This is a genomic window from Paractinoplanes abujensis (assembly GCF_014204895.1).
Lineage (GTDB): Bacteria > Actinomycetota > Actinomycetes > Mycobacteriales > Micromonosporaceae > Actinoplanes > Actinoplanes abujensis.
Window position 1 is genome coordinate 4110213 of the sequence record NZ_JACHMF010000001.1, and the last position, 19957, is coordinate 4130169.

The 19957-nt window shown below is 68.8% G+C and carries 16 protein-coding genes; 1 reads left to right on the forward strand and 15 read right to left on the reverse strand.

Annotated elements, in window-relative coordinates; genetic code table 11:
- Positions 1-10 precede the first annotated feature (10 nt).
- The 7 genes from BKA14_RS18285 to BKA14_RS18315 form a co-directional block, all read right to left on the reverse strand.
- Complete coding sequence (locus BKA14_RS18285; RefSeq protein WP_184952140.1) at positions 11-1315, reverse strand: NAD(P)/FAD-dependent oxidoreductase; 1305 nt, start codon at positions 1313-1315, stop codon at positions 11-13.
- A gap of 76 nt (positions 1316-1391) precedes the next feature.
- Positions 1392-1550, reverse strand: coding sequence for a hypothetical protein (locus BKA14_RS18290; protein ID WP_184952141.1), 159 nt, complete (start codon positions 1548-1550; stop codon positions 1392-1394).
- On the reverse strand, positions 1547-1756 hold the full coding sequence (locus BKA14_RS18295; RefSeq protein ID WP_184952142.1) for a hypothetical protein: 210 nt from the start codon (positions 1754-1756) through the stop codon (positions 1547-1549). Before BKA14_RS18295 ends, BKA14_RS18290 begins: the two co-directional genes overlap by 4 nt.
- Before the next feature lie 124 nt (positions 1757-1880).
- Complete coding sequence (locus BKA14_RS18300) at positions 1881-2390, reverse strand: MarR family transcriptional regulator (protein WP_275412390.1); 510 nt, start codon at positions 2388-2390, stop codon at positions 1881-1883.
- A 105-nt stretch (positions 2391-2495) separates the two neighbouring features.
- Positions 2496-2966, reverse strand: coding sequence for a hypothetical protein (locus BKA14_RS18305; protein WP_184952143.1), 471 nt, complete (start codon positions 2964-2966; stop codon positions 2496-2498).
- Entirely contained in the window at positions 2966-5440 is a 2475-nt protein-coding gene (locus BKA14_RS18310; RefSeq protein WP_239093068.1) for a molybdopterin oxidoreductase family protein, read from the reverse strand. Before BKA14_RS18310 ends, BKA14_RS18305 begins: the two co-directional genes overlap by 1 nt.
- A 367-nt stretch (positions 5441-5807) precedes the next feature.
- Entirely contained in the window at positions 5808-7265 is a 1458-nt protein-coding gene (locus BKA14_RS18315; protein ID WP_184952145.1) for a peptide MFS transporter, read from the reverse strand.
- Between the two features lie 234 nt (positions 7266-7499).
- On the opposite strand from BKA14_RS18315, the gene BKA14_RS18320 reads away from it, so the two are divergent.
- Entirely contained in the window at positions 7500-9464 is a 1965-nt protein-coding gene (locus BKA14_RS18320; protein ID WP_184952146.1) for a hybrid sensor histidine kinase/response regulator, read from the forward strand.
- 52 nt (positions 9465-9516) lie between these two features.
- Here BKA14_RS18320 and BKA14_RS18325 read toward each other — a convergent pair whose 3' ends face one another.
- The 8 genes from BKA14_RS18325 to BKA14_RS18360 form a co-directional block, all read right to left on the reverse strand.
- Positions 9517-9993, reverse strand: coding sequence for a hemerythrin domain-containing protein (locus BKA14_RS18325; RefSeq protein ID WP_184952147.1), 477 nt, complete (start codon positions 9991-9993; stop codon positions 9517-9519).
- On the reverse strand, positions 9986-11218 hold the full coding sequence (locus BKA14_RS18330) for an MFS transporter (RefSeq protein ID WP_203722458.1): 1233 nt from the start codon (positions 11216-11218) through the stop codon (positions 9986-9988). Before BKA14_RS18330 ends, BKA14_RS18325 begins: the two co-directional genes overlap by 8 nt.
- 248 nt (positions 11219-11466) lie before the next feature.
- The gene (locus BKA14_RS18335; RefSeq protein WP_184952148.1) at positions 11467-12705 is read right to left on the reverse strand and encodes a molybdopterin molybdotransferase MoeA; all 1239 of its coding nucleotides are present in this window, start codon (positions 12703-12705) and stop codon (positions 11467-11469) included.
- Positions 12702-13034: a cupin domain-containing protein gene (locus BKA14_RS18340; protein WP_184952149.1), complete on the reverse strand. Its 333-nt coding sequence runs from the start codon at positions 13032-13034 to the stop codon at positions 12702-12704. Before BKA14_RS18340 ends, BKA14_RS18335 begins: the two co-directional genes overlap by 4 nt.
- A gap of 64 nt (positions 13035-13098) precedes the next feature.
- Positions 13099-13821 carry a respiratory nitrate reductase subunit gamma gene (gene narI / locus BKA14_RS18345; RefSeq protein WP_184952150.1) on the reverse strand — a complete coding sequence of 241 codons (723 nt, stop codon included), beginning with the start codon at positions 13819-13821 and terminating at the stop codon, positions 13099-13101.
- The gene (narJ, locus tag BKA14_RS18350; protein ID WP_184952151.1) at positions 13818-14441 is read right to left on the reverse strand and encodes a nitrate reductase molybdenum cofactor assembly chaperone; all 624 of its coding nucleotides are present in this window, start codon (positions 14439-14441) and stop codon (positions 13818-13820) included. The genes narI and narJ overlap by 4 nt, the downstream gene beginning before the upstream one ends.
- On the reverse strand, positions 14438-16135 hold the full coding sequence (narH, locus tag BKA14_RS18355; RefSeq protein WP_184952152.1) for a nitrate reductase subunit beta: 1698 nt from the start codon (positions 16133-16135) through the stop codon (positions 14438-14440). Before narH ends, narJ begins: the two co-directional genes overlap by 4 nt.
- Positions 16135-19770 carry a nitrate reductase subunit alpha gene (locus tag BKA14_RS18360; RefSeq protein ID WP_203722488.1) on the reverse strand — a complete coding sequence of 1212 codons (3636 nt, stop codon included), beginning with the start codon at positions 19768-19770 and terminating at the stop codon, positions 16135-16137. Before BKA14_RS18360 ends, narH begins: the two co-directional genes overlap by 1 nt.
- Between the last annotated feature and the right edge of the window lie 187 nt (positions 19771-19957).

Below are 19957 nucleotides of genomic sequence, written 5' to 3' on the forward strand. Positions count from 1 at the left end.
GTCCTCCGGGTCAGGCGGTGGTGTGCAGGGTTTCGGGGTCGGCAGTGTCCAGCGGCACCGCTGAGGCGGGGACCAGCCCGAGCTGGGTGTCGGGTCGGTGGCCGGCGGCGGCGAACAGCCAGGCCGTGGCGGTGCGGACCCGGTTGGCCGGTAGCGCGACGAGGTGGTAGCCGCGGGTCACGGTCAGGGCCGGCAGACCGGTCAAGGCAAGACCCAGCGGGTTGGCGGCGGCCCGGCGCCCGCCGAGGTCGACGGCGAAGCCGAGGCTCGAGTGCCGGTACGCCCGGCGCCGGCCCCGGCGCAGCTCGGCGACGATGTTGTCGGCGGCCAGGACCCCTTGCCGCTGAGCGTGCTGGGCGGTCATCGCCGTGAGCTCTCCCGGCCGGGTCAGGTCGGGGACGGCGGCAGCATCGCCGCAGGCATAGATGTCGCGGTGATCGGGCACGCTCAGGTACGCGTCCACGACCAGCCGGCCGTGCTCGGTGCGCAGGCCGAGATCGTCGACCAGCGGGTCCGGGCGGACGCCGACACACCACACCAGCGTGCGGCTCGACACGAACGTGCCGTCGTCCAGGCGTATGCCGTCAGCGGTGGCCTCGGTGACCGAGGTGCCGGTACGAATCTCGACCCCGCGTTCGTGCAGGGTTCGAGCGGCGGCGTCCGACAGCCGCCGGTCCAGGTGGCCCAGCACACGCTGACCGTGGTCGACCAGCAGCCAGCGCGGGTGCACCCCGGCCAGCGTCGGATGCCGCGCGGCCACCTGCGCGGTGAGCAGTTGCCCCTGCGCAGTCACCTCCGTGCCGGTATAGCCCGCGCCCACCACGACGAACGTGCACCGCGCCTGCCGCTCCGCCACGTCGTCAGCGGTAGCGGCCATCTCGATCTGGCGGATGAGGTGATCGCGCAGGTAGAGCGCCTCGGGCAGGCCGCGGAAGCCGTGGGCGTTGTCGGCAACGCCCGGGATGGGCAGCAGCTTGTTCACGCTGCCGACGGTCAGCAGCAGCCGGTCGTAGGCCAGTTCCGCGGCGCGGCCCTCCGGGTCGCGGTAGCGCACCCGGCGCCGGGCCGGGTCGACCCCGGTGGCCTCGCCGAGCACGACCCGCACGCCGCGCAGGCTGTCGGCGAGCGGGACGGTCACCTGCCGCGGCTCGAGGACACCGCCGGCCACCTCGGGCAGCAGCGGCAGATAGAGGAAGTAGTCGGTCGGGTTGAGCACCGTGATGTCCGCGGAGCCCCGCAGCCGCTTGGTCAGGCGGCGGGCGGCGTGATAGCCGGCGAACCCGGCTCCGACGATGACGATGTGCGTCTTGCCCACGCTGGTCCTTCCTTGTCACACGCTTGATCACGGTCGAGTTTCTTCATCGCAACGGTGACCGACAGCGTCATAGGTGTCAGCGGGCGAGGCGTATCCGTCCCAGCCGGCGCAGCGCCTTGCCGCAGTGCTCATCGCGCCCCGCTTCGGCGATCGCCAGCACGTCCGCGCCGGTGCCGGACCGGCTCACGAGCCGGCATCGATCCGTCATGCCGGGGCCCGGCACCACCGCGATCACCGGGACTCCGGCACGTCACGCGTGGGAGCCGGGAGGCTGCCTCCGCGATGACGGCGTCCCCGGGTAACGCCAGCGGCGATAGCCTCCACGGTTTGTTCCAGGTAGTTGAAGTCCGGTACGGCCACCGCTTCAGCGCGGGCATGCAGATTGTCCGCGGTCACGGTGTCGTCGATGCGGGCCACGTGGTGTTCGCCCGTGCGGTCCATCTGGCACCTCCTCATCGTCCAGACGGTGATTCCCCCGCAACATGCGCACAACCATCTTTGCACTATGCAATTAGTTACAGCACGGTAGTTCCCGGCGGCCGGAAGGAGGTGCTGACGCGCGCGGTCAGGCCGTCGAAGAATCGGCGACGGGCAGGCCCGAATCCCGGCCCTCGGTATCGGCGTCGTCGCGGTGGGCCGCCCACCCAAGCCACCAGTCGTGCTCGCCCACCTCACCGGCGGCGGTGGCGAACGCCGTCAGCGCTTCAGTGACCGCGGGCTGCCACAGTTGTGCCGTCGCGGCCACCAGCCGCTCGAGGTCCGCGCGCCGGCGGGTGAGGACCTGGTCGACAACCTCGCGGCCCGCCGGGGTGAGCCGGACTCGCACCACCCGGCGGTCGGACGTGGAACGCAGCCGCCGGACCAGGCCCTTGCGGATCAGGCGGTCCAGCATGCGGGTGCCGGTCGACGGGTTGACCTGCAATTCCTCGGCAATGTCGATACTGCGCTGCGGGCCCCGTACGGCCAGCACCACCAGCGCCCGGAATTGCGGCAGCGTGACCTCGCCCTCGACGGAGGCCAGCGACCGTGCGGTCAGCCCGACGAACGCGCGGCTGGCCAGCATCAGAGCTTGCACGGCGGCTTCATGGGCGTCCGAGGAAGAAGGTTGCATAAGCCCATCATTGCACCGCCCGCAGCCGTACCGGTCCTGTGCCAGGACGGGTGACGGACCCGATCCGGCTCAGCGGGACACGATGAGCGCCTGCGGGGCGGCGGCCTTCATGCGGGTGTTGAGCCAGGACAGCTGGCGGGAGTTCTGCGCCGAGGCGAACTCGCAGACCTCGATCAGATCGTGGTCGCGCAGGCCCTGGGCGGCCTGCCGGACGACGGTCCACGTGGTTTGCACCAGCGTGCCCAGGACGTGCAGGTCCTGCAGGTCGCGCAGCAGCCCGACCGGGCCGCTGCGCACCTCGGCCAGACCGGCGGCGTGCAGCCGCTCGGGTTCGTCGACCCCGGCGCCACGCCGCTGCTCGCCGTACCGGGCAACGATCGGGGTCAGTCGTTCGACATGCTCGTCGCTCATCGCCGCCAGGGCCTGGCAGGTGAACAGCACGTCCGGGTGCTGGGCATGCCCCTGCCCGACCGTGCGCAACGAGGCGGCCAGCGTCTGCTCGGCCCGGTGGACCAGGCCGAGATAGATGACCACGTACATCAGCGACTCCCCGGCTCGGCGGCACAGGACGGATCGTTCGGGTACGCCGGCACCGGCACCGCCCGGCTGACCGTGAGCGCTCCCCCAGCCGTCGCGGGCGCAGCACCCGGTTGCGCCGGTGCGGAGGCGGCCGTGGTCGGCGCCGGGGCCGGTCCCCCGCCGTCGCGAATCTTCCGCACGCGGCAGGCGGCGGTCTTGAAGTACGGCTGCTTGGACACCGGGTCCCACACGGTCATGGTCAGCTCGTTGGCCTGGCGGGGCACCTCGCCCGGCAGGCCAGGGGTGCCGTAGTGGAACGGCGCGAACACCGCCCCCGGCATCACCTGACCGACCCGCGCCTGCGCCTCGAACGCGCCGCGGGGCGATTCGACCCGGACGATGTCGCCCTCGGCGATGCCCAGCCGTTCGGCGTCGACCGGGGACAGTTCGACCCACATGTCGGGGGCCGCCTCGCGCAGTGAGCGCGAGCGGGCCGTCTTGGTGCGGGTGTGGAACTGGTAGACGGTGCGACCGGTGGTGTACAGCAGCGGGTAGTCCTCGCTCGGCATCTCGTGGGCCGGTGTGTACTGCGCTCCCTTGAGGAACGCCCGGCCGTCCGGTCGCAACGCGCGGTGTTCCTGCTCGGTCACCGCCCCGCCGGTGAGCAGGTCGTGGCCGTACGTCTCGCAGGTCTCGGTGGCGGTCGGGAACACCGCGTCGGCGTAGAGCCGGTCGGTGCCCTCGGGCGCGTGCTCGTTGACCGGCCACGGGATGCCGGTCGGCCCGCGCAGCTTCTCGTACGTCAAACCGGTGTAGTCGACGGGCCGGCCACGCGTGACCTCGCGCCAGGCATCGAACGCCTCCTCGGCCGTCCGCCACGTGATCAGGGGTTCACCGTCGCGGTCGCGGAAATCCATCGCCTCGGCGTACGCGAGGAAGATGTCGAGATCGCTGCGGGCCTCACCGGGCGGTTCGACGGCCTGGTCGGACAGGTGCACAGTGCGGTTGACGTTGGTGAACGTACCGGTCTTCTCGCCCCAACCGGCCGCCGGCAGCACCACGTCGGCCAGTCGCGCGGTCTCGGTCAGGAACAGATCCTGGACCACCACGAAGCACTGGTCACCGTCGAGGATCCGGCGGATGCGCGCCGACTCCGGCATCGACACCGCGGGATTGGTGGCGGAGATCCACAGGAAGCCGATCGAACCTTCCTCGGCATAGCTGAAGATCTGCATGGCGTGGGTGGGCGGCGCCCAGTGCGGGATCACCAGCGGGTCCACGTTCCACAGCTTCGCCAGCTGCTCGATGTGCTGCTCGTTGTCCCAGTTACGGAAGCCGGGCAGGTCGCCGTCGGCCCCGCACTCGCGGTTGTTCTGCGCGGTCGGCTGCCCGTTCATCTGCAGGATGCCGGAACCGGGCCGGCCGATCAGCCCGCGCAGCAGGTGCAGATTGTTGACCGCGACCGCCGACGCCGTGGCCTGGTGCGACTGGTAGAAGCCCTGCAGGACGGTGGACAGCACGTTCCCGCTCTCCCCGAAGATGCGCGCCGCCCGGCGCAGGTCGTCCGGCGCGACGCCGCAGATCTCGGCCGTCCTCTCCGGCGTGTACGCCTCGACGATGTCCCGCAGGTCGTCGGCCCCCAGGGTGTGCTCACGCACCCAGTCGTGGTCGACCCAGCCGTGCTCGAACAGCTCACGGGTCAGGCCGTTCAGCAGGGCCAGGTTCGTGCCGACGCGGGGGGCCAGGTGCACGCCGCCGGTGCGCTCGGCCTCCTCGGCCACCTTGGTGCGCCGCGGGTCGACGCAGACCAGCCGGGGCGGGTCCGCGGCCCGGGTGCGATCGAGGATGCGGGCCCACAACACGGTCTGCGTCTCGGCCATGTTGTGCCCGTACAGGAAGATCGCGTCGCAGTGCTCGATGTCGGTGTACGAGCCGGGCTGGCCGTCGGCGCCGAACGACTCCTTCAGCGCCGCCGCCGCGGTGGCCGTGCACAGCCGGGTGTTGCCGTCCATGTGCGGCGTCCCGACTCCGGCCTTGCCCAGCACCGCGAGGGTGTAGTACTCCTCCAGGAACAGCTGGCCGCTGGTGTAGAAGCCGTGCGACAACGGTCCCTGCTCGCGCAACAGCCGCTTCGACACCTCCACGACCCGGCCCATCGCCGTCTCCCAGTCACAGTCGACCAGCAGGCCGCCGTCGCGGATCATCGGCCGGGTCAGCCGGTCCGGCGCGTGCGCCCACGCGGTGCTGCCGTACAGGCCCTTGGGCCCGAGCCGGCCGTGATTGACCACGTCGGTGGCCCGGCCCCGGATCCCCACCATCCGGCCGTCCTTGACGGCGATGTCGCAGCCGCACCCGTTGCTGCACAGCAGGCAGGCACTGCCCACCCACCGGTCGACCTGATCCTCGGTCACGCCGTCCGCCAGGTGCTGGTCGACCCGGGCCGGCCACACCGTGCCCCGGGCGTGCGGCATGCCGGCGCCCCAGATGTCAGCCACCCTGTCTGCCACGACGCTCCCCTCAGGCCATCCACACCGACCGCGGTCGCACTGCTGCACGACCTTTGCCAACACTGTGCCCCACCCCAGGGGCTACAGCAATATTTGCCATAAACAACTATTCATAGCATGGCCATGCGCAGGTTGCGCTACCAGGCGAGGTCCCGGCCCAACTGACCTGCACTCAGACCCCCGAACGGCTCAGCACGGCCGCATGGGGTTCCGCAGCCACCTCAGCCGCCCCGCTGCCACAGGCAGCCCGTTGCGCGTACCGCTCGGTGCGGTCGACGCCGCGTGAGGCTCACCCCCGGCGTGCTTGCGTAGCGGCAGCCGGGCGACGTTCACTCGAGTCCTCGGAGCCGCCGCGTCATCGCACGCCGTCCATCAGGCGAACGATCCAGCGAGCAGCAATCGCGAGAGCCAGCCCGAGCGCGATGGCAAGGGCACCCAGCACACCGAAGTACAAAGTCTCCCGATCCACGTCGTAGAAGCGGGCCAGGCTGCCGGACAGGGCGGTGCCGAGTGCCACCGAAAGGAAGAACAACGCAACCATCTGCGTATGGAACGCGCGAGGTGCCAGCTTCGTCGACAAGGACAGCCCGACCGGCGAAAGGAGCAGCTCAGCGATCGTGAAGACCAGCAGGATCCCGACCAGAGCGAGCAGCGGAGTGCTGTTGGGGCCGCCACCGGCCAGAGGCAGGAACAGCAAGAAGGCGAGCCCCATGACCACCGTCCCGGCGGCGAACTTCACCGGCGTGCTCGGCTGCCGGTTCCCGAGACGGGTCCACACCCCAGCGAAGACGCCGGACAGCACAATGATGAAAATTGGATTGACGGCCTGAACCCACGACACCGGCATCTCCCAGCCCAGAATGGTCCGGTCGAGTCGTTGATCGGAATAGATCGTCACCACCGTGAACTGCTGCTGATAGAGCGACCAGAAACCGACGCTGGCCAGAAACATGGGAATGAAGGCCAGTACCCGCCGCCGCTCCTGGGCGGTGATCTCGCGACTGGTGAGGATCACCGCGAAGTAAGCGACGGCCGCCACCGCGCTGAGCAGGACCACGATAGTCGCCAACCGGTCCGCAGTGATCACACCCAACACCACCAGAACGGCGACCAGCACCAGGGCGACGCCGGACACGAGCACAACCGCTGACCGGTGCCGCGCCGGCAACGGATGCGGCACTTCGCTGGCCGCCTCCGGCAGCCGACGCCGTCCGAACGCATACTGCGCCAAGCCGATCGCCATGCCGACTGCCGCAAGTCCGAAGCCGTAGTGAAAGCCCACGTTCTTCTGCAGCGAACCGGTGAGCAGTGGGCCGGCCAGCGCGCCGACGTTGATGCCGAGATAGAACAGTGAAAAGCCGGCGTCGCGCCGGTCGTCGCCTTCGCGATACAGCGTCCCTACCAGCGACGTGGCGTTCGCCTTGACGCCGCCACTGCCTACGGCGATCAGCACCAGGCCGGCGGTCACACCCAGAAACCCGGGGAACACCGCAAGCGCGATGTGCCCCGCCATGACCAGGACCGCGCTGAGAAACAGCACTCGTTCGGACCCAAGGAGGCGGTCAGCCACCCAAGCGCCCAGCACCGTGGAAAGGTAGACGGCACCGCCGTAGGCGCCGACGATGCTCGTCGCGGTGTCCCGATTCAGGCCGAGTCCACCGTCGGCCGCCGAGTAGTACAAGTAGATGAGCAGGATGCCCTGCATGCCGTAGAAGGAGAATCGTTCCCACAGCTCGACGCCGAACAGATTCGCCAGCGGCTGGGGCTGGCCGAAGAAGGTCTTCTCATGGTTCTCGATCGGCGCTGTAGTCATGACTGGCTCCACGATGAGTCTCGGCCGCGCTTGCGGCATCGTGCAGCGGCACTACCACCTAGGCCCGAGGACTAAACAGCGCGGCACTGCAGCCATGAAGCGGTCCGCCGGACCCCTGTGCGAGACGGCATGAGGTGCTGGTTGTCAGGCCCTTGTGCCGCTGTCCGGGCGTGTCCCTCGAGGGCCGGCTGACGGTGCGCTCAGTATTTATGGTTCGCCGCCGAAGTAGGGACCATGCCGGATCAGATGTTTCTCCTGGCGAATCTTGTCATCATGGTCGCTTACGTGTCGATCATGGTGGCAATCCTCGTCCCGGTCGGCCGGGCCGGACAGCTGCGCACCAACAAGCTGGCCGTGGCCACCTCGATGATCTTCTTCAGTTGCGCCGTGGGACACGCTCTGCACGCGATAATGGCGTATCACGCCATCCTGCGCGGCTCGGAAACGCATCACATGACGGCGGAGACGCTCGGCTGGTCGTGGACCTCAGCACTGTGGGACGCAGGCACCGCCGCCGTTGGCGTCTACTACTGGACTCTGCGCCGCAGCTACGGAGTTCTGCTCGGCCAAGGAGCCATCTACGTCGACCCGTGGGGACAGCATCGCCTGGACGAGGCGGTCGCCCGCGAACGCGCCGCCCGCGACGTCGCCGAAGCGCAACGCGCGACGCTGGCAACCGTGGTGGAGCACAGTGACGACGCGATCATCGGTCTCACCCCTGAAGGATTGATCACCGCCTGGAATCGAGGCGCGGAGAAGGTGTTCGGTTACACCGCCGCGGAGATGCTCGGCCGGCCCGCCACCCTGCTGGCCGACCAGCAAGGAGCCGAACACCAGCACGAGCTGCTGGCCGACGTCCGTCACGGCGCGGGCGGGCGTTCCTACGAGGCGCGCCGGCTGCGTAAGGACGGCACGCCGGTGGACCTGGCAGTAACCGTCACCGCGATCGCCGATCAAGCCGGCACGGTGATCGGAGTTTCGGCGATCGCCCGGGACATCACCGCGGCCAAGGAGGCCGCCGAACGCCGGCATGCCGTCGAGGAACGCACTCACCAGGCCCAGCGGATGGAAAGCCTGGGCAACCTGGCCGGCGGAGTCGCGCACGACTTCAACAACATCCTGGCGATCATCGGCAATTACACCGACTTCGCCATCGAGGAAACCACCGACAAACCGCAAGTCCAAGACGACCTGAAGCAGGCCCGCACCGCGGTGGAACGGGCCAGCAACCTGACCCGGCAGCTGCTGACCTTCACCCGCGGCGACGCCATCCAGCCGCGCGACATCGACCTCAACGCCTCGATAGCCGAAGTGCACGCCATGCTGGAGCGCACCATCGGCGAGCACATCACTCTGATGGCTCTGCCGATGCAGCAGCCGCTGGTCGTGCACGCCGATCCCGGCCAGATTCAGCAGGTGCTGCTCAACTTGGCCATCAATGCCCGCGACGCGATGCCCGAGGGCGGCACCCTGGTGATGGAAGCCGGCATCGCCACCCTCGACGGCGACGAGATCAACATGCAGCCGCCGCTTCCGGCCGGCACCTACTCACGGCTGCTGGTCAGCGACACCGGCCACGGTATGTCCGCCGACACCGCCGCGCGGGTCTTCGAGCCGTTCTACACCACCAAACCCCGCGGCAAGGGCACCGGACTGGGCCTGGCTACCGTCTACGGCATCGTCACTCAGGCCGGTGGCAGCATCAATATCTACTCCGAGCCCGACCTCGGCACGACCTTCCGCATCTACCTACCCCTGGTGGCCAACCCAGCCGCCGTCGACACACCTGTCAGCCGACAAGAACCCGCTCGCGGCGACGGGTACACCGTCCTGGCCGTGGAGGACGAACCAGCGCTGAGCCGCGTCGTAGCCCGTATCGCCGGCAACCACGGCTATCACGTCATCGTCGCCGCGAACGGCGCCCAAGCCCTGAAGCTGCATGAACAGCACGGCTGTGATCTCCTGCTCACCGACGTGATCATGCCCGAGATGTCCGGGCCCCGACTCGCCGACCTCCTCCACGAGCGCGACCCGGAACTGCCGGTGGTCTACATGTCCGGCTACAGCAACGGGCTGCTCGGCACCACCCACGTCCTCGACGAAGACATCACCTTCCTGGAAAAGCCCTTCACCGCTTGGGAGCTACTACACAAACTTTCGGCGGCGCGCCGAGCCAACAGCAGTAGCAGGCGCCAGTAGGCCGCCCGTGCACCGGCAGCACCGGCGTACGGACGCGCTGTGCAGCCAGGCGCTACCGGACTTCCGTCGGTGCCACCCGGATGCCAACACGGGCTCGGACAGCGTCGACCTGATCCCAGCCGTCGCCGTCGAGCGTGGTCAGCGCGGCCGGAAACACCCCGTCTTGTTCTTTGAGGATGTGCACACGCAGCTCGTGCAGCACCTCAATCAGCGCGTCTGGCCAGGCCGGGTCCGTAGGTGTCGCGGTGGCCGCTGCTCGGAGGATCTGCTCGACGTGCCGGTGTTCGGCGCGCAGCAGAGCGACCTGATCCGGAAAGTCGTCGGTCAGGAGCGGGAACAGGCCTTCTTCTTCGACTGCGGTGTGCGGGGCCAGGATGTCAGCGATCCGGCGGGCCTGCGCCGCCATGGCGTCGATGTCTCCGGCGGCGTGGGCCGCGCGTACCGCGCTCATCAGACCGACGACCTCGTCGTGTTCGCGGGTGAGGTCACCGATCGCGGTGACCTCTTGGCAACCGCAGTACTCACACATGGGCGGTCTTGCCCTTGTTCGTGGTGGTGCGGCCGACGGAGACCACGTCCAGCAGCAGCGCGGCCGCGGCGACCAGCGCGAGCAGGACCAACCCGAGTGCGTACGACTCGAACTGGCCGTAGATGGAACCCATCACCAGCGGCGGCACGAACCCGCCGAGCCCGCCAGCGGCGCCGACGACACCGGTGACGGACCCCACCTGGTTCGCCGGCGCGACCTGAGCGACCAGGGCGAAGGTGGCACCACTCCCGGCACCGAGGGCGGCGGCCATGGCCAGGAACGCGATCGTGCCGACGGGCGCCAGCCCCGGGGTGAACGCCTGCACGATCGCCCCGGCCACCACGACGATCAGCGAAGCCGCCAGGACCCTGCTCGGAGCGATCTTGTCGGACAGCCACCCACCGACCGGGCGCATCAGCACCGCGAGCAGCACAAAGCCGGCCATCCGGTTCGCGGCGTCGGCCGGCGTGAGCCCGTATGCCGTCTTGAGGTAGGCAGGCAGGTACACGGAGAACGCCACGTACCCACCGAACGCGACCGCGTACAGGGCAGAAGCTTGCCAGGTGATCCGCAGCCGCAGCGTGGCGGCGAGCCGGGCGGCCAGCGGAGCTGACGGCACCGGCCGGTTGGGGGCGTCGCGTAGCAGCAGCCACGAGGCGATCGCGTAGATGGCGAGCACGGTGGCGGTCAGCAGGAACGGGGTGGCTGTGTTGCCCGCGTCGACGAGTTTGACGGTAGTGAGGGCGCTGATGGCGGTGCCTCCCATACCGGCGCCGAAGACACCGACGGCGAAGCCGCGGCGGTGCGGCGGGAACCAGGCGTTGACGAACGGCACTCCCACGGCGAAGGTGGTGCCACCGATGCCGAGGAAGAACCCGCCGATCAGCAGAGCGGCCAGCGAGTCGTGGCCGAACAGGCCCAGGTACAGCACGGGCACGATGGTGGCCAGCGAGACGAGTGGGAACATGATGCGGCCACCGAAGCGGTCGGTCAGGGCCCCGACCGGGATCCGACCCACTGAGCCGACAACGACCGGTACCGCGACCAGCAGGGCCTGCTGGAACGAGCTAAGGCCGAGAGCTGCGGTGAACCGGACGGCGAGCGGGCTCAGGAGAGCCCATGCCCAGAAGTTGACCGCGAATCCGATCGTGGCCACGGCCAGCATCATCCCGGCCCGGCCGGACGTGTCAGATCCCCGCACACTGCGGGCCGACGCACTGCTCATGACAAGTCTCCGCTGTTGATCGTCGGTGAAACGGCTCGCATCTCATTGCTTTCTGCTGTCACCTGGGCACGAGGGCGATGTCCGCGATGACGCATCTCGTACCAGGTCAGCATCCTGGACCGCGGGTCTGGCGCAGTAGGGACTTTGGACCCGGAGTCGCGGGACCCACACCGCTCGAGACCGGCCCGGGCCGAGCCGCCGGCTGGGTTGCGCCGCCGCGGCAGGCCCGGATGGGCAGCGGCCCACAGTCAGCCGGTCAACGACAGTAGGTCGACAGCCTCGTGGTTCCAGCCGGGCGGTATCACGGCGAGAGCGTCGGCGTACGCTGCCGGGCCGAGGTAGCCAGGATGAGCGCCTTCGATGACGTGTGCCTGCTGTCCCCGCAGGTGCACCGGCACGAGGCGCGTCGCCTGCGGCGCCGCCCGTACTGTTCCCTGCAGGTCAGCAGACGGCAGAACCGATAGATCGCGCCCGTTGAGCCCGGTCAGCAACGGTTCTATGATCGTGACCGCGGCGACGACCGCGGCGAACGGATTGCCGGGCACGCCGACGAGCCAGTGCCGGCCCCGCTGGGCGAGAAGCTGCGGGTGGCCGGGCCGGCAGGCGACCCCGTCAACGTGGGTGAGCGCGCCTACCGCGGTGACAGTGTCGTGAAGCCCGTCAGCTGGCCCCACCGATGAGGACCCGCACACTATCGTGATGTCGTAGCGGTCGAGGGCATCGTCGACCGCGGCGGTCAGCGCCTCAGCCGGCCGGTCGTCGACCCTGACGCCGTCGACCGTGACGTTCCAGTTCTTCAGCAGCGCGCTGAGGACCGGACTGATCGCGTCGCGAACCTTGCCGTGGGACGGCACGCCACTGTCGACGATCTCGTCACCGGTGATCAATATCCGAGCGGTCGACTGGCGGCGAACGGTGACGATGTCAGCTCCGACGCTCGCGGCCAAGCCCAGAGCCGCGGGCGTGAGCGGGTGCCCGGCAGGCAGAACGCATTGCCCGGTGGTTACATATTGACCACGTCGACGAACATGGTCGCGGCCGCTTGTAGAAGCGTCGACAATGTCGCCGCCCCTGACCGCTGCTTCGTACTCGACGACGCGGTCGGTGCCTTCGGGCACCGCAGCGCCGGTGGCAATCTCCATCGCTTCGCCGGAACCAAGCCGCCGAGGAGCGCACTCGCCGGCAAGGACCCGACCGATGACCTTCCAGGGGCCAACGCCGCGCACCGCGTAACCATCCATGGCGGCGTTGTCGAATCCGGGCAGCATGACCAGCGCATGTACTGCCTCAGCGAGGGTTCGTCCCGCGCCATGGTGCACAGACAGTTGCTCGGTGCCGAGCGGTTCGGCGCGTCCGAGCCGATGGGCACGGGCACGGGCCTGGTGCCATGACAGCGCCGCCCCCGTGTGGCGCAGACAGGCCGACGGCTCGGCAGGAGTCATGGCGGCGGGCAGGTCGAGTCGCGGTGCCCGGGTGCCGGCGGTCATGCGATTTTGGCGACGCTGAGCAGCACCACAGCGTCGTCAAGGGCCTCGAGGCTGTGGCGGGCGTCGGGTACGACGATCATTTCGCCGGCGGCGGCGTCGCAGGTGTCGTCGCCGGCGATCATCCGGACCGTGCCGTGCAGCACGTGCACGGTGGCCTCGCCCGGATTCTCGTGCTCGTCCAGTTGCTGTCCACCGGCCAGGGCGATGAGGGTCTGCCGCAGGGTGGTGGCGTGCCCGCCGTGCACGGTGTGCGCGCTACGGCCGCTGGAGGCGGTCCGGGCGGTGGCCAGGTGCTGTCCGGCGAGTTCGGTCAGCGACGACTTCTGCATGGTGTTCTCCCTGAACATCGGTAAGTCTGTGACGGGTCGGCCGCCGGGATCGGCGGTGCACCGGTCATGGCACGCGGTCCCAGCCCCGGCGCGGCGCCCGGCTGCCGAGCCGGGCGTCGCGGCTGCGATAGACGATGTAGGGGCGGGTGAGATAGCCCAGCGGGGCAGAGAAGACGTGCACCAGCCGGCTGAACGGCCAGAACGCGAACAGCACGAAGGCCGCCAAGGCGTGCAGCCGGAAGCCGATGGGCGCGGCCTCGATCAGGCCGGTGTCCGGCTGCAGGTAGAAGATCGATCGGAACCACGGTGAGACGGTCAGCCGGTAGTCGTGCGGATGGCCGGTCAGGTTGCCGAGAACGGTCGTGCCGAGCCCGAGCAGAATGGTGCCGATCAGGAGCACATACATGATCTTGTCGTTGATCGTGGTCGCGGAGAAGACCGGTCCGACGGTGCGACGCCGGTAGATCAGGATGGCAGCGCCCCCGAGCGTGGCAATACCGGCAATGGTGCCGAGCCCGACCGCGACCGCGTGGTAGGCGTCCTCGCTGATCCCGGCGGCCTCGGTCCACGACTCCGGAATGAGCAGCCCGCCGATGTGCCCGACGGCGACCAGCAGGATGCCGAAGTGGAACAGCGGGCTGCCGATGCGCAGCAGCCGGCGCTCGTACAGTTGCGACGAGCGGGTGGTCCAGCCGAACTTGTCGTAGCGGTATCGCCAGATGTGGCCGCCGATGAAGATCGCCAGGCACAGGTACGGTACGACGACGAACAGCAACGTGCCGGTCATCGCGGAGCTCCTTCCGGGTGCGGCAGCGCGTACGGCGTCAGACCGACCTGCTCGACAGGCGGTCCTTGAGCGGCGAGGCGGGCCACGGCGGTACGTTGGTCGCCGATCAGGGGCGGCAGGGTTGCGGAGATCGAGTCGAGGACCTGCGACCAGGGCGAGGTGGCGTCGTGCAGCGCCAAGCGCAGCAGTTCCAGACCGGCGCGGTGCGCGAGGAGCAGGTCGACGCCCGCGCTGGGGTCGATGGCCGCGTACTCGAGGACCACGGCGAGGTGGTCCGGTAGTTCCTCGTCGGTCAGTTGCAGACCCGCCGCGGCATACGCCTGTTTGAGTTCGAGCAGGGCCATGCCGCGGTTACGAGTGTCGCCGTGCGCGTAGTAGGTGAGATACAGGCAGCAGCGTTTGCGGTGGTCGAAGGTGGCGACGTAGTCGGCAGCCAGAGTGCCCGGCGGGGTGGCGGTCAGGTGGTCGAGGAACCGTATCAGCGGGTCGCTGAGCGTTGCGGGCAGGCCGGCGGCGCCCTGCCGCAGCAGGCCGGCCCGCTCGTACAGGCTTTCGTCCGGGTATCCGATCAGCAGTGACTGGATCTGCCAGGCCCGGCTCAGCATCGCTTGATCGGTCATGGCTTCGGCTCCACCTCGCCGTCCGGGTCGCCGCCGGCATCATCGGTGCGCCGGGGCGGGAACAGACCTTCGGGACGACCTTTGCCGTCCCAGTTGAGCAGGTTCACCCGGGCGGATTTGTCGGCCGGGTCGGTCAAGGCGCCGCTGGTCTGGCGTTCACGCAGCATGTGGAAGTTCTCCACGGCGATCGGGGTGGGTGCGCCAGACATCTCACCGAAGGGGCCGGAGCCGCCCATGCCAGGGCCGCCGTCGTAGTCGAGGCTGCACTCCGTGGCCAGTTCCTCGAGGCTGTGGGCCTGCTCGGCGTGCGCGGGCGGGATGACGTACCGCTCGTCGTACTTGGCCAGGGCGAGCAGCCGGTACATGTCGTAGATCTGCTCGCCGCTCATGCCCACCGCGGCCGGGATCGTCTCGTCGGTGTCGCGGCCCAGGTTGATGTCGCGCATGTACGAGCGCATCGCGGCGAGCTTGCGCAGCACCGCGTCCACCGGCCCCGGGTCGCCCGCGGTGAACAACTGGGCGAGATAGTCGACCGGGATGCGCAACGCCTCGATCGCGGCGAACAGGTTGCCGCGGTCCTCGGCGTCGTAGCCGGTGTCGCGGACTACATCGACGACCGGGGACAGTGGCGGGATGTACCAGACCATCGGCATGGTGCGGTACTCCGGGTGCAGCGGTAACGCCACTTTGTACTTGTTGATCAGGGCGTACACCGGGGATCGTTGAGCCGCCTCGATCCAGTCGCGGGCGATGCCGGCCTTTTCGGCGGCGGCGATCACCGCCGGGTCGTTCGGGTCCAGGAACACCCGTCGTTGCGCCTCGTACAGGTCGTGGTCGTCGGCGACGGAGGCCGCCTCGAGCACCCGGTCGGCGTCGTAGAGCATCAGGCCGATGTAGCGCAGCCGGCCCACGCACGTCTCGGAGCACACGGTCGGAATGCCGACTTCGATGCGCGGGAAGCAGAACGTGCACTTCTCGGCCTTGCCGGTGCGGTGGTTGAAGTACACCTTCTTGTACGGGCAACCCGACACGCACATCCGCCAGCCCCGGCATCGGTCCTGGTCGACCAGCACGATGCCGTCCTCTTCGCGCTTGTAGATCGCTCCGGACGGACACGACGCGGCGCAGGAGGGGTTGAGGCAGTGTTCGCAGATCCGCGGCAGGTAGAACATGAACGTCTGCTCGAACTCGAACTTCACCTTGTCGGCGATGCCCTTGAGCAGCACGTCCTTGTCGCCGTGGTCGGGTGATCCACCCAGGTTGTCGTCCCAGTTGGCCGACCAGCTGATCTTCATGTCCTCGCCGGTGAGCAGAGACTTCGGCCGGGCGACTGGAGTGTGTTCCTGCAGCGGGGCGTTGGTGAGCGTCTCGTAGTCGTACGTCCAGGGTTCGTAGTAGTCCTGGATGCTCGGCAGCTTCGGGTTGGAGAAGATGCTGAACAGCTTCTTGATCCGGCCGCCACCCTTGAGGGTGAGCCGGCCGCGCCGGTTGAGCGTCCAGCCGCCTTTCCAGGTCTCCTGGTCCTCGTAGCGGCGTGGGTAGCCCTGCCCGGGCCGGGTCTCGACGTTGTTGAACCAGACATACTCGACGCCGGAGCGGTTGGTCCAGGCCTGCTTGCAGGTGACCGAGCAGGTGTGGCAGCCGATGCACTTGTCGAGGTTCATCACCATCGCCATCTGGGCCATGACGCGCATCAGTACTCGACCTCCTGGGAGCGACGGCGGATGACAGTGACCTCGTCGCGTTGATTGCCGGTCGGGCCGAGATAGTTGAAGGCGAAGGACAGCTGTGCGTACCCGCCGATCAGGTGGCTCGGCTTGATCAGCAGCCGGGTCAGCGAGTTGTGGATACCGCCGCGCCGCCCGTTGGTCTCGGTGCGGGGCACGTCGATCAGCCGGTCCTGGGCGTGGTGCATGTAGACCGTGCCCTCCGGCATGCGGTGCGAGACGACGGCGCGGGCCACGACCACGCCGTTGCGGTTGACCGCCTCGACCCAGTCGTTGTCGTGCACGCCGATCTTCGCGGCGTCCTCCTTCGATATCCAGATCAGCTGCCCGCCGCGCGAGAGGGAGAGCATGAAAAGGTTGTCCTGGTACTCCGAATGGATCGACCACTTGTTGTGCGGCGTCAGATACCGCACGGTGATCCCCAGCTCGCCCTTCTCCCCCACCTGGGGCTCGCCGAACAGGGCGTTCATGTTCAGCGGCGGCCGATAGGTCGGCAGCCACTCCCCCAGCTCAGCCATCCAGTCGTGGTCGAGGTAGAAGCTCTGCCGCCCGGTCAGCGTGTGCCACGGCTTGAGCCGTTCCACATTGATGACGAACGGTGAGTAGCGCCGGCCCCCGGACTCTGACCCGGACCACTCCGGACTGGTGATCACCGGGACCGGCCGGGACTGTGTGTCGGCGAAGGTGATCTGCTTGCCCTCGTGCTCGGCTGCCAGATCCGCCAACTCCACCCCGGTGCGTTTCTCGACCTGGTGGAAGCCCTGGGTGGCCAGGCGCCCGTTGGTGGTGCCGGACAGCGCCAGGATCGCCTCGCACGCCTGGACATCCCGGGCGATCGACGGCCGCCCGTTCGGGGCCACGCCGTTCTTGTGCCGCAGGTAGTCGAGCTCCGGGCCCACCTCGAACGTCACGCCCTTGGTGGTCGCGCCGAGGGTGTCCAGCAGCGGGCCGAGCGAGGCCATCTTGTCAGCGATCGCGGTGTAGTCCCGCTCGACGGTGACCAGCTTGGGCATGGTCTTTCCGGGCACCGGATCGCAGTCGCCGGCTTTCCAGTCGACGACCCGTCCGTGCGGATTGGCCATCTCGTCCGGCGTGTCGTGCAGCAGCGGAGCGGCCACCACGTCCGTACGCGTGCCCAGATGGTCCTTCGCCAGAGCACTGAACGTCCGGGCGATCGTCATGAACGCGTCCCAGTCGGTGCGGGTCTGCCAGGGCGGGGCGATCGCCGGGTTGAACGAGTGCACGAACGGATGCATGTCGGTGGTGTTCAGATCATGCTTCTCGTACCAGGTGGCGGCCGGTAGCACGATGTCGGAATAGATCGTGGTCGAGGTCATCCGGAAGTCGAGCGTCAGCAACAGGTCCAGCTTGCCGGTCGGCGCCTGCTCGTGCCACGTCACGTCGTTCGGACGGGCCTGCGGCGGCGCCTCGGTGGCACGCACACCGTGGTCGGTGCCGAGCAGGTGCCGCAGGAAGTACTCGTTGCCCTTGGCGCTGGAGCCGAGCAGGTTGGCCCGCCAGATCGTCAGTACCCGCGGGAAGTTCTCCGGCGCGTCCGGATCCTCGCAGGCGAACCGCAGATCACCGGACTTGAGCTGGTCGACGATGTGGTCGGCGACCGGCTTCCCGGCGGCCTCGGCGTCGCCGGTCAGCTCCAAGGGGTTGCGGTTGAAGTGCGGAACCGACGGCATCCAGCCCATCCGGGCTGACGCGGCGATCAGGTCCGCGGTGCTGCGCCCGGCGAACGTGCCGCCGTCCGGGCTCGCATTGAGCGCGGCGGCCGAGAACGGGTCGTAGCGGTACTGGTCGGTGTGCAGGTACCAGTACGCGGTCTGGATCATCTGCCGGCCCGGCCGCACCCAGTCCGACGCCGTGCCCAGCACGCTGTACCCGGTGATGGGGCGGACCTTCTCCTGCCCGACGTAGTGCGCCCAGCCGCCGCCGTTGACCCCCTGGCAGCCGGTCAACGTGGTCAGTGTCAGGAACGCCCGGTAGATGGTGTCGGAGTGGAACCAGTGGTTGGTCCCGGCCCCCATGATGATCATCGACCGGCCGCGGGTGTCGGCGGCGTTACGGGCGAACTCGCGGGCGATCCGCGCGGCGGCCGGCCCGGGCACACCGGTGATCGTCTCTTGCCAGGCCGGGGTGTACGCCTCGGCAGCGTCGTCGTAACCGGTCGGCCAGGTGCCGGGCAGCCCGTCGCGGGCCACCCCGTACTGCGCGAGAAGCAGGTCGAAGACGGTGGTGACCACATGTTCGCCGATCCGGCGCACCGGCACGCCGCGGCGCATCGGCGCCGCAGTTCCGTTCCCGGTGTCGAACCGGGGCAGCACAACCGTCACCGCGGGATCCGGACCGCCTTCGGCGGACAACAAGGGGTGTACGTCGCCGAGGTCCAGGTTCCACTTTCCGGCGCCGGCGTCGCCGTACCGGTGTCCGAGCGAGCCGTTCGGGACCACCGGCATGCCGTCGCTGTCGAGCAGTACGGTCTTGAACGCGGCATTCTCCGTGTCGGCGAGCGCTCCGGGTAACTGGGCCGCGGTGAGCATCTTGCCCGGCCGGTAGGAGCCGTCGCCCGCATCGTCGAGGGTGACCAGGAATGGCAGGTCGGTGTACTTCGACACGTACTCGGCGAAGTAGGGTTCCGGCCGGTCGGCGAAGAATTCCTTGAGCACGACGTGGCCCATGGCCATGGCCAGTGCGCCGTCGGTGCCCGGCGCCGGGGCGAGCCACTCGTCGGCGAACTTGACGTTGTCGGCGTAGTCCGGCGCGACCGCGATGACCTTCTGGCCGCGGTAGCGTGCCTCGGCCATCCAGTGCGCGTCCGGGGTGCGGGTGACCGGCAGGTTGGAGCCCCACATGATCAGGTAGCCGGCGTCCCACCAGTCCCCCGACTCGGGCACGTCGGTCTGGTCGCCGAACACCTGCGGCGAGGCCACCGGCAGGTCGGCGTACCAGTCGTAGAACGACAGCATGGCCCCGCCGACGAGGTTGTAGAAGCGGGCGCCGGCCGCGTGCGACACCATCGACATGGCCGGGATCGGCGAGAACCCGGCCAGCCGGTCCGGCCCCCACTTCTCGATCGTGTGCACGTGCGCGGCGGCGATCATCTCGACCGCCTCGTCCCAGCTCGCGCGGACCAGGCCGCCCTTGCCGCGCACCGACTTGTACGCGCGGGCCTTGTCCGGGTCGCCGGTGATCTCCGCCCAGGCCGCCACCGGATCGCCGAGACGCCTGCGAGCCTCACGGAACATTTCCAGGAGAACCCCGCGGACGTACGGGTATCGCACGCGCGTCGGTGAGTACGTGTACCAGGAGAACGCGGCGCCGCGGGGGCAACCGCGTGGCTCGTACTCCGGGCGGTCCGGGCCGACGCTGGGATAGTCGGTCTGCTGGGCCTCCCAGGTGATGATGCCGTCCTTGACGTACACCTTCCAGGAGCATGAGCCGGTGCAGTTCACCCCGTGCGTGGACCGCACCACCTTGTCATGCGACCACCGGTCCCGGTAGAAGGCGTCCGCCTGCCGGCCTCCGATCTGGTACAGCGTGCGCCGGTCCGGCGAGACCTGTGCCTTCGTGAAGAACCGACGCGTCCCGACCAGGGCCTCGATGAGTGGATCGTCGAGACCGACCTGCCCGCGTTCGTCGGCGGACCCTCGTGATGTGCTGCTGACCACGTCTGACCTCCCGGCCGCACAGCGGCCGTCATCGCCACGGCTCTGCGATCGTCACATTAACGATGTTGGTGACGCGGCGCAGCAATTGCGTACTGCAAATATTTCCCTAGGG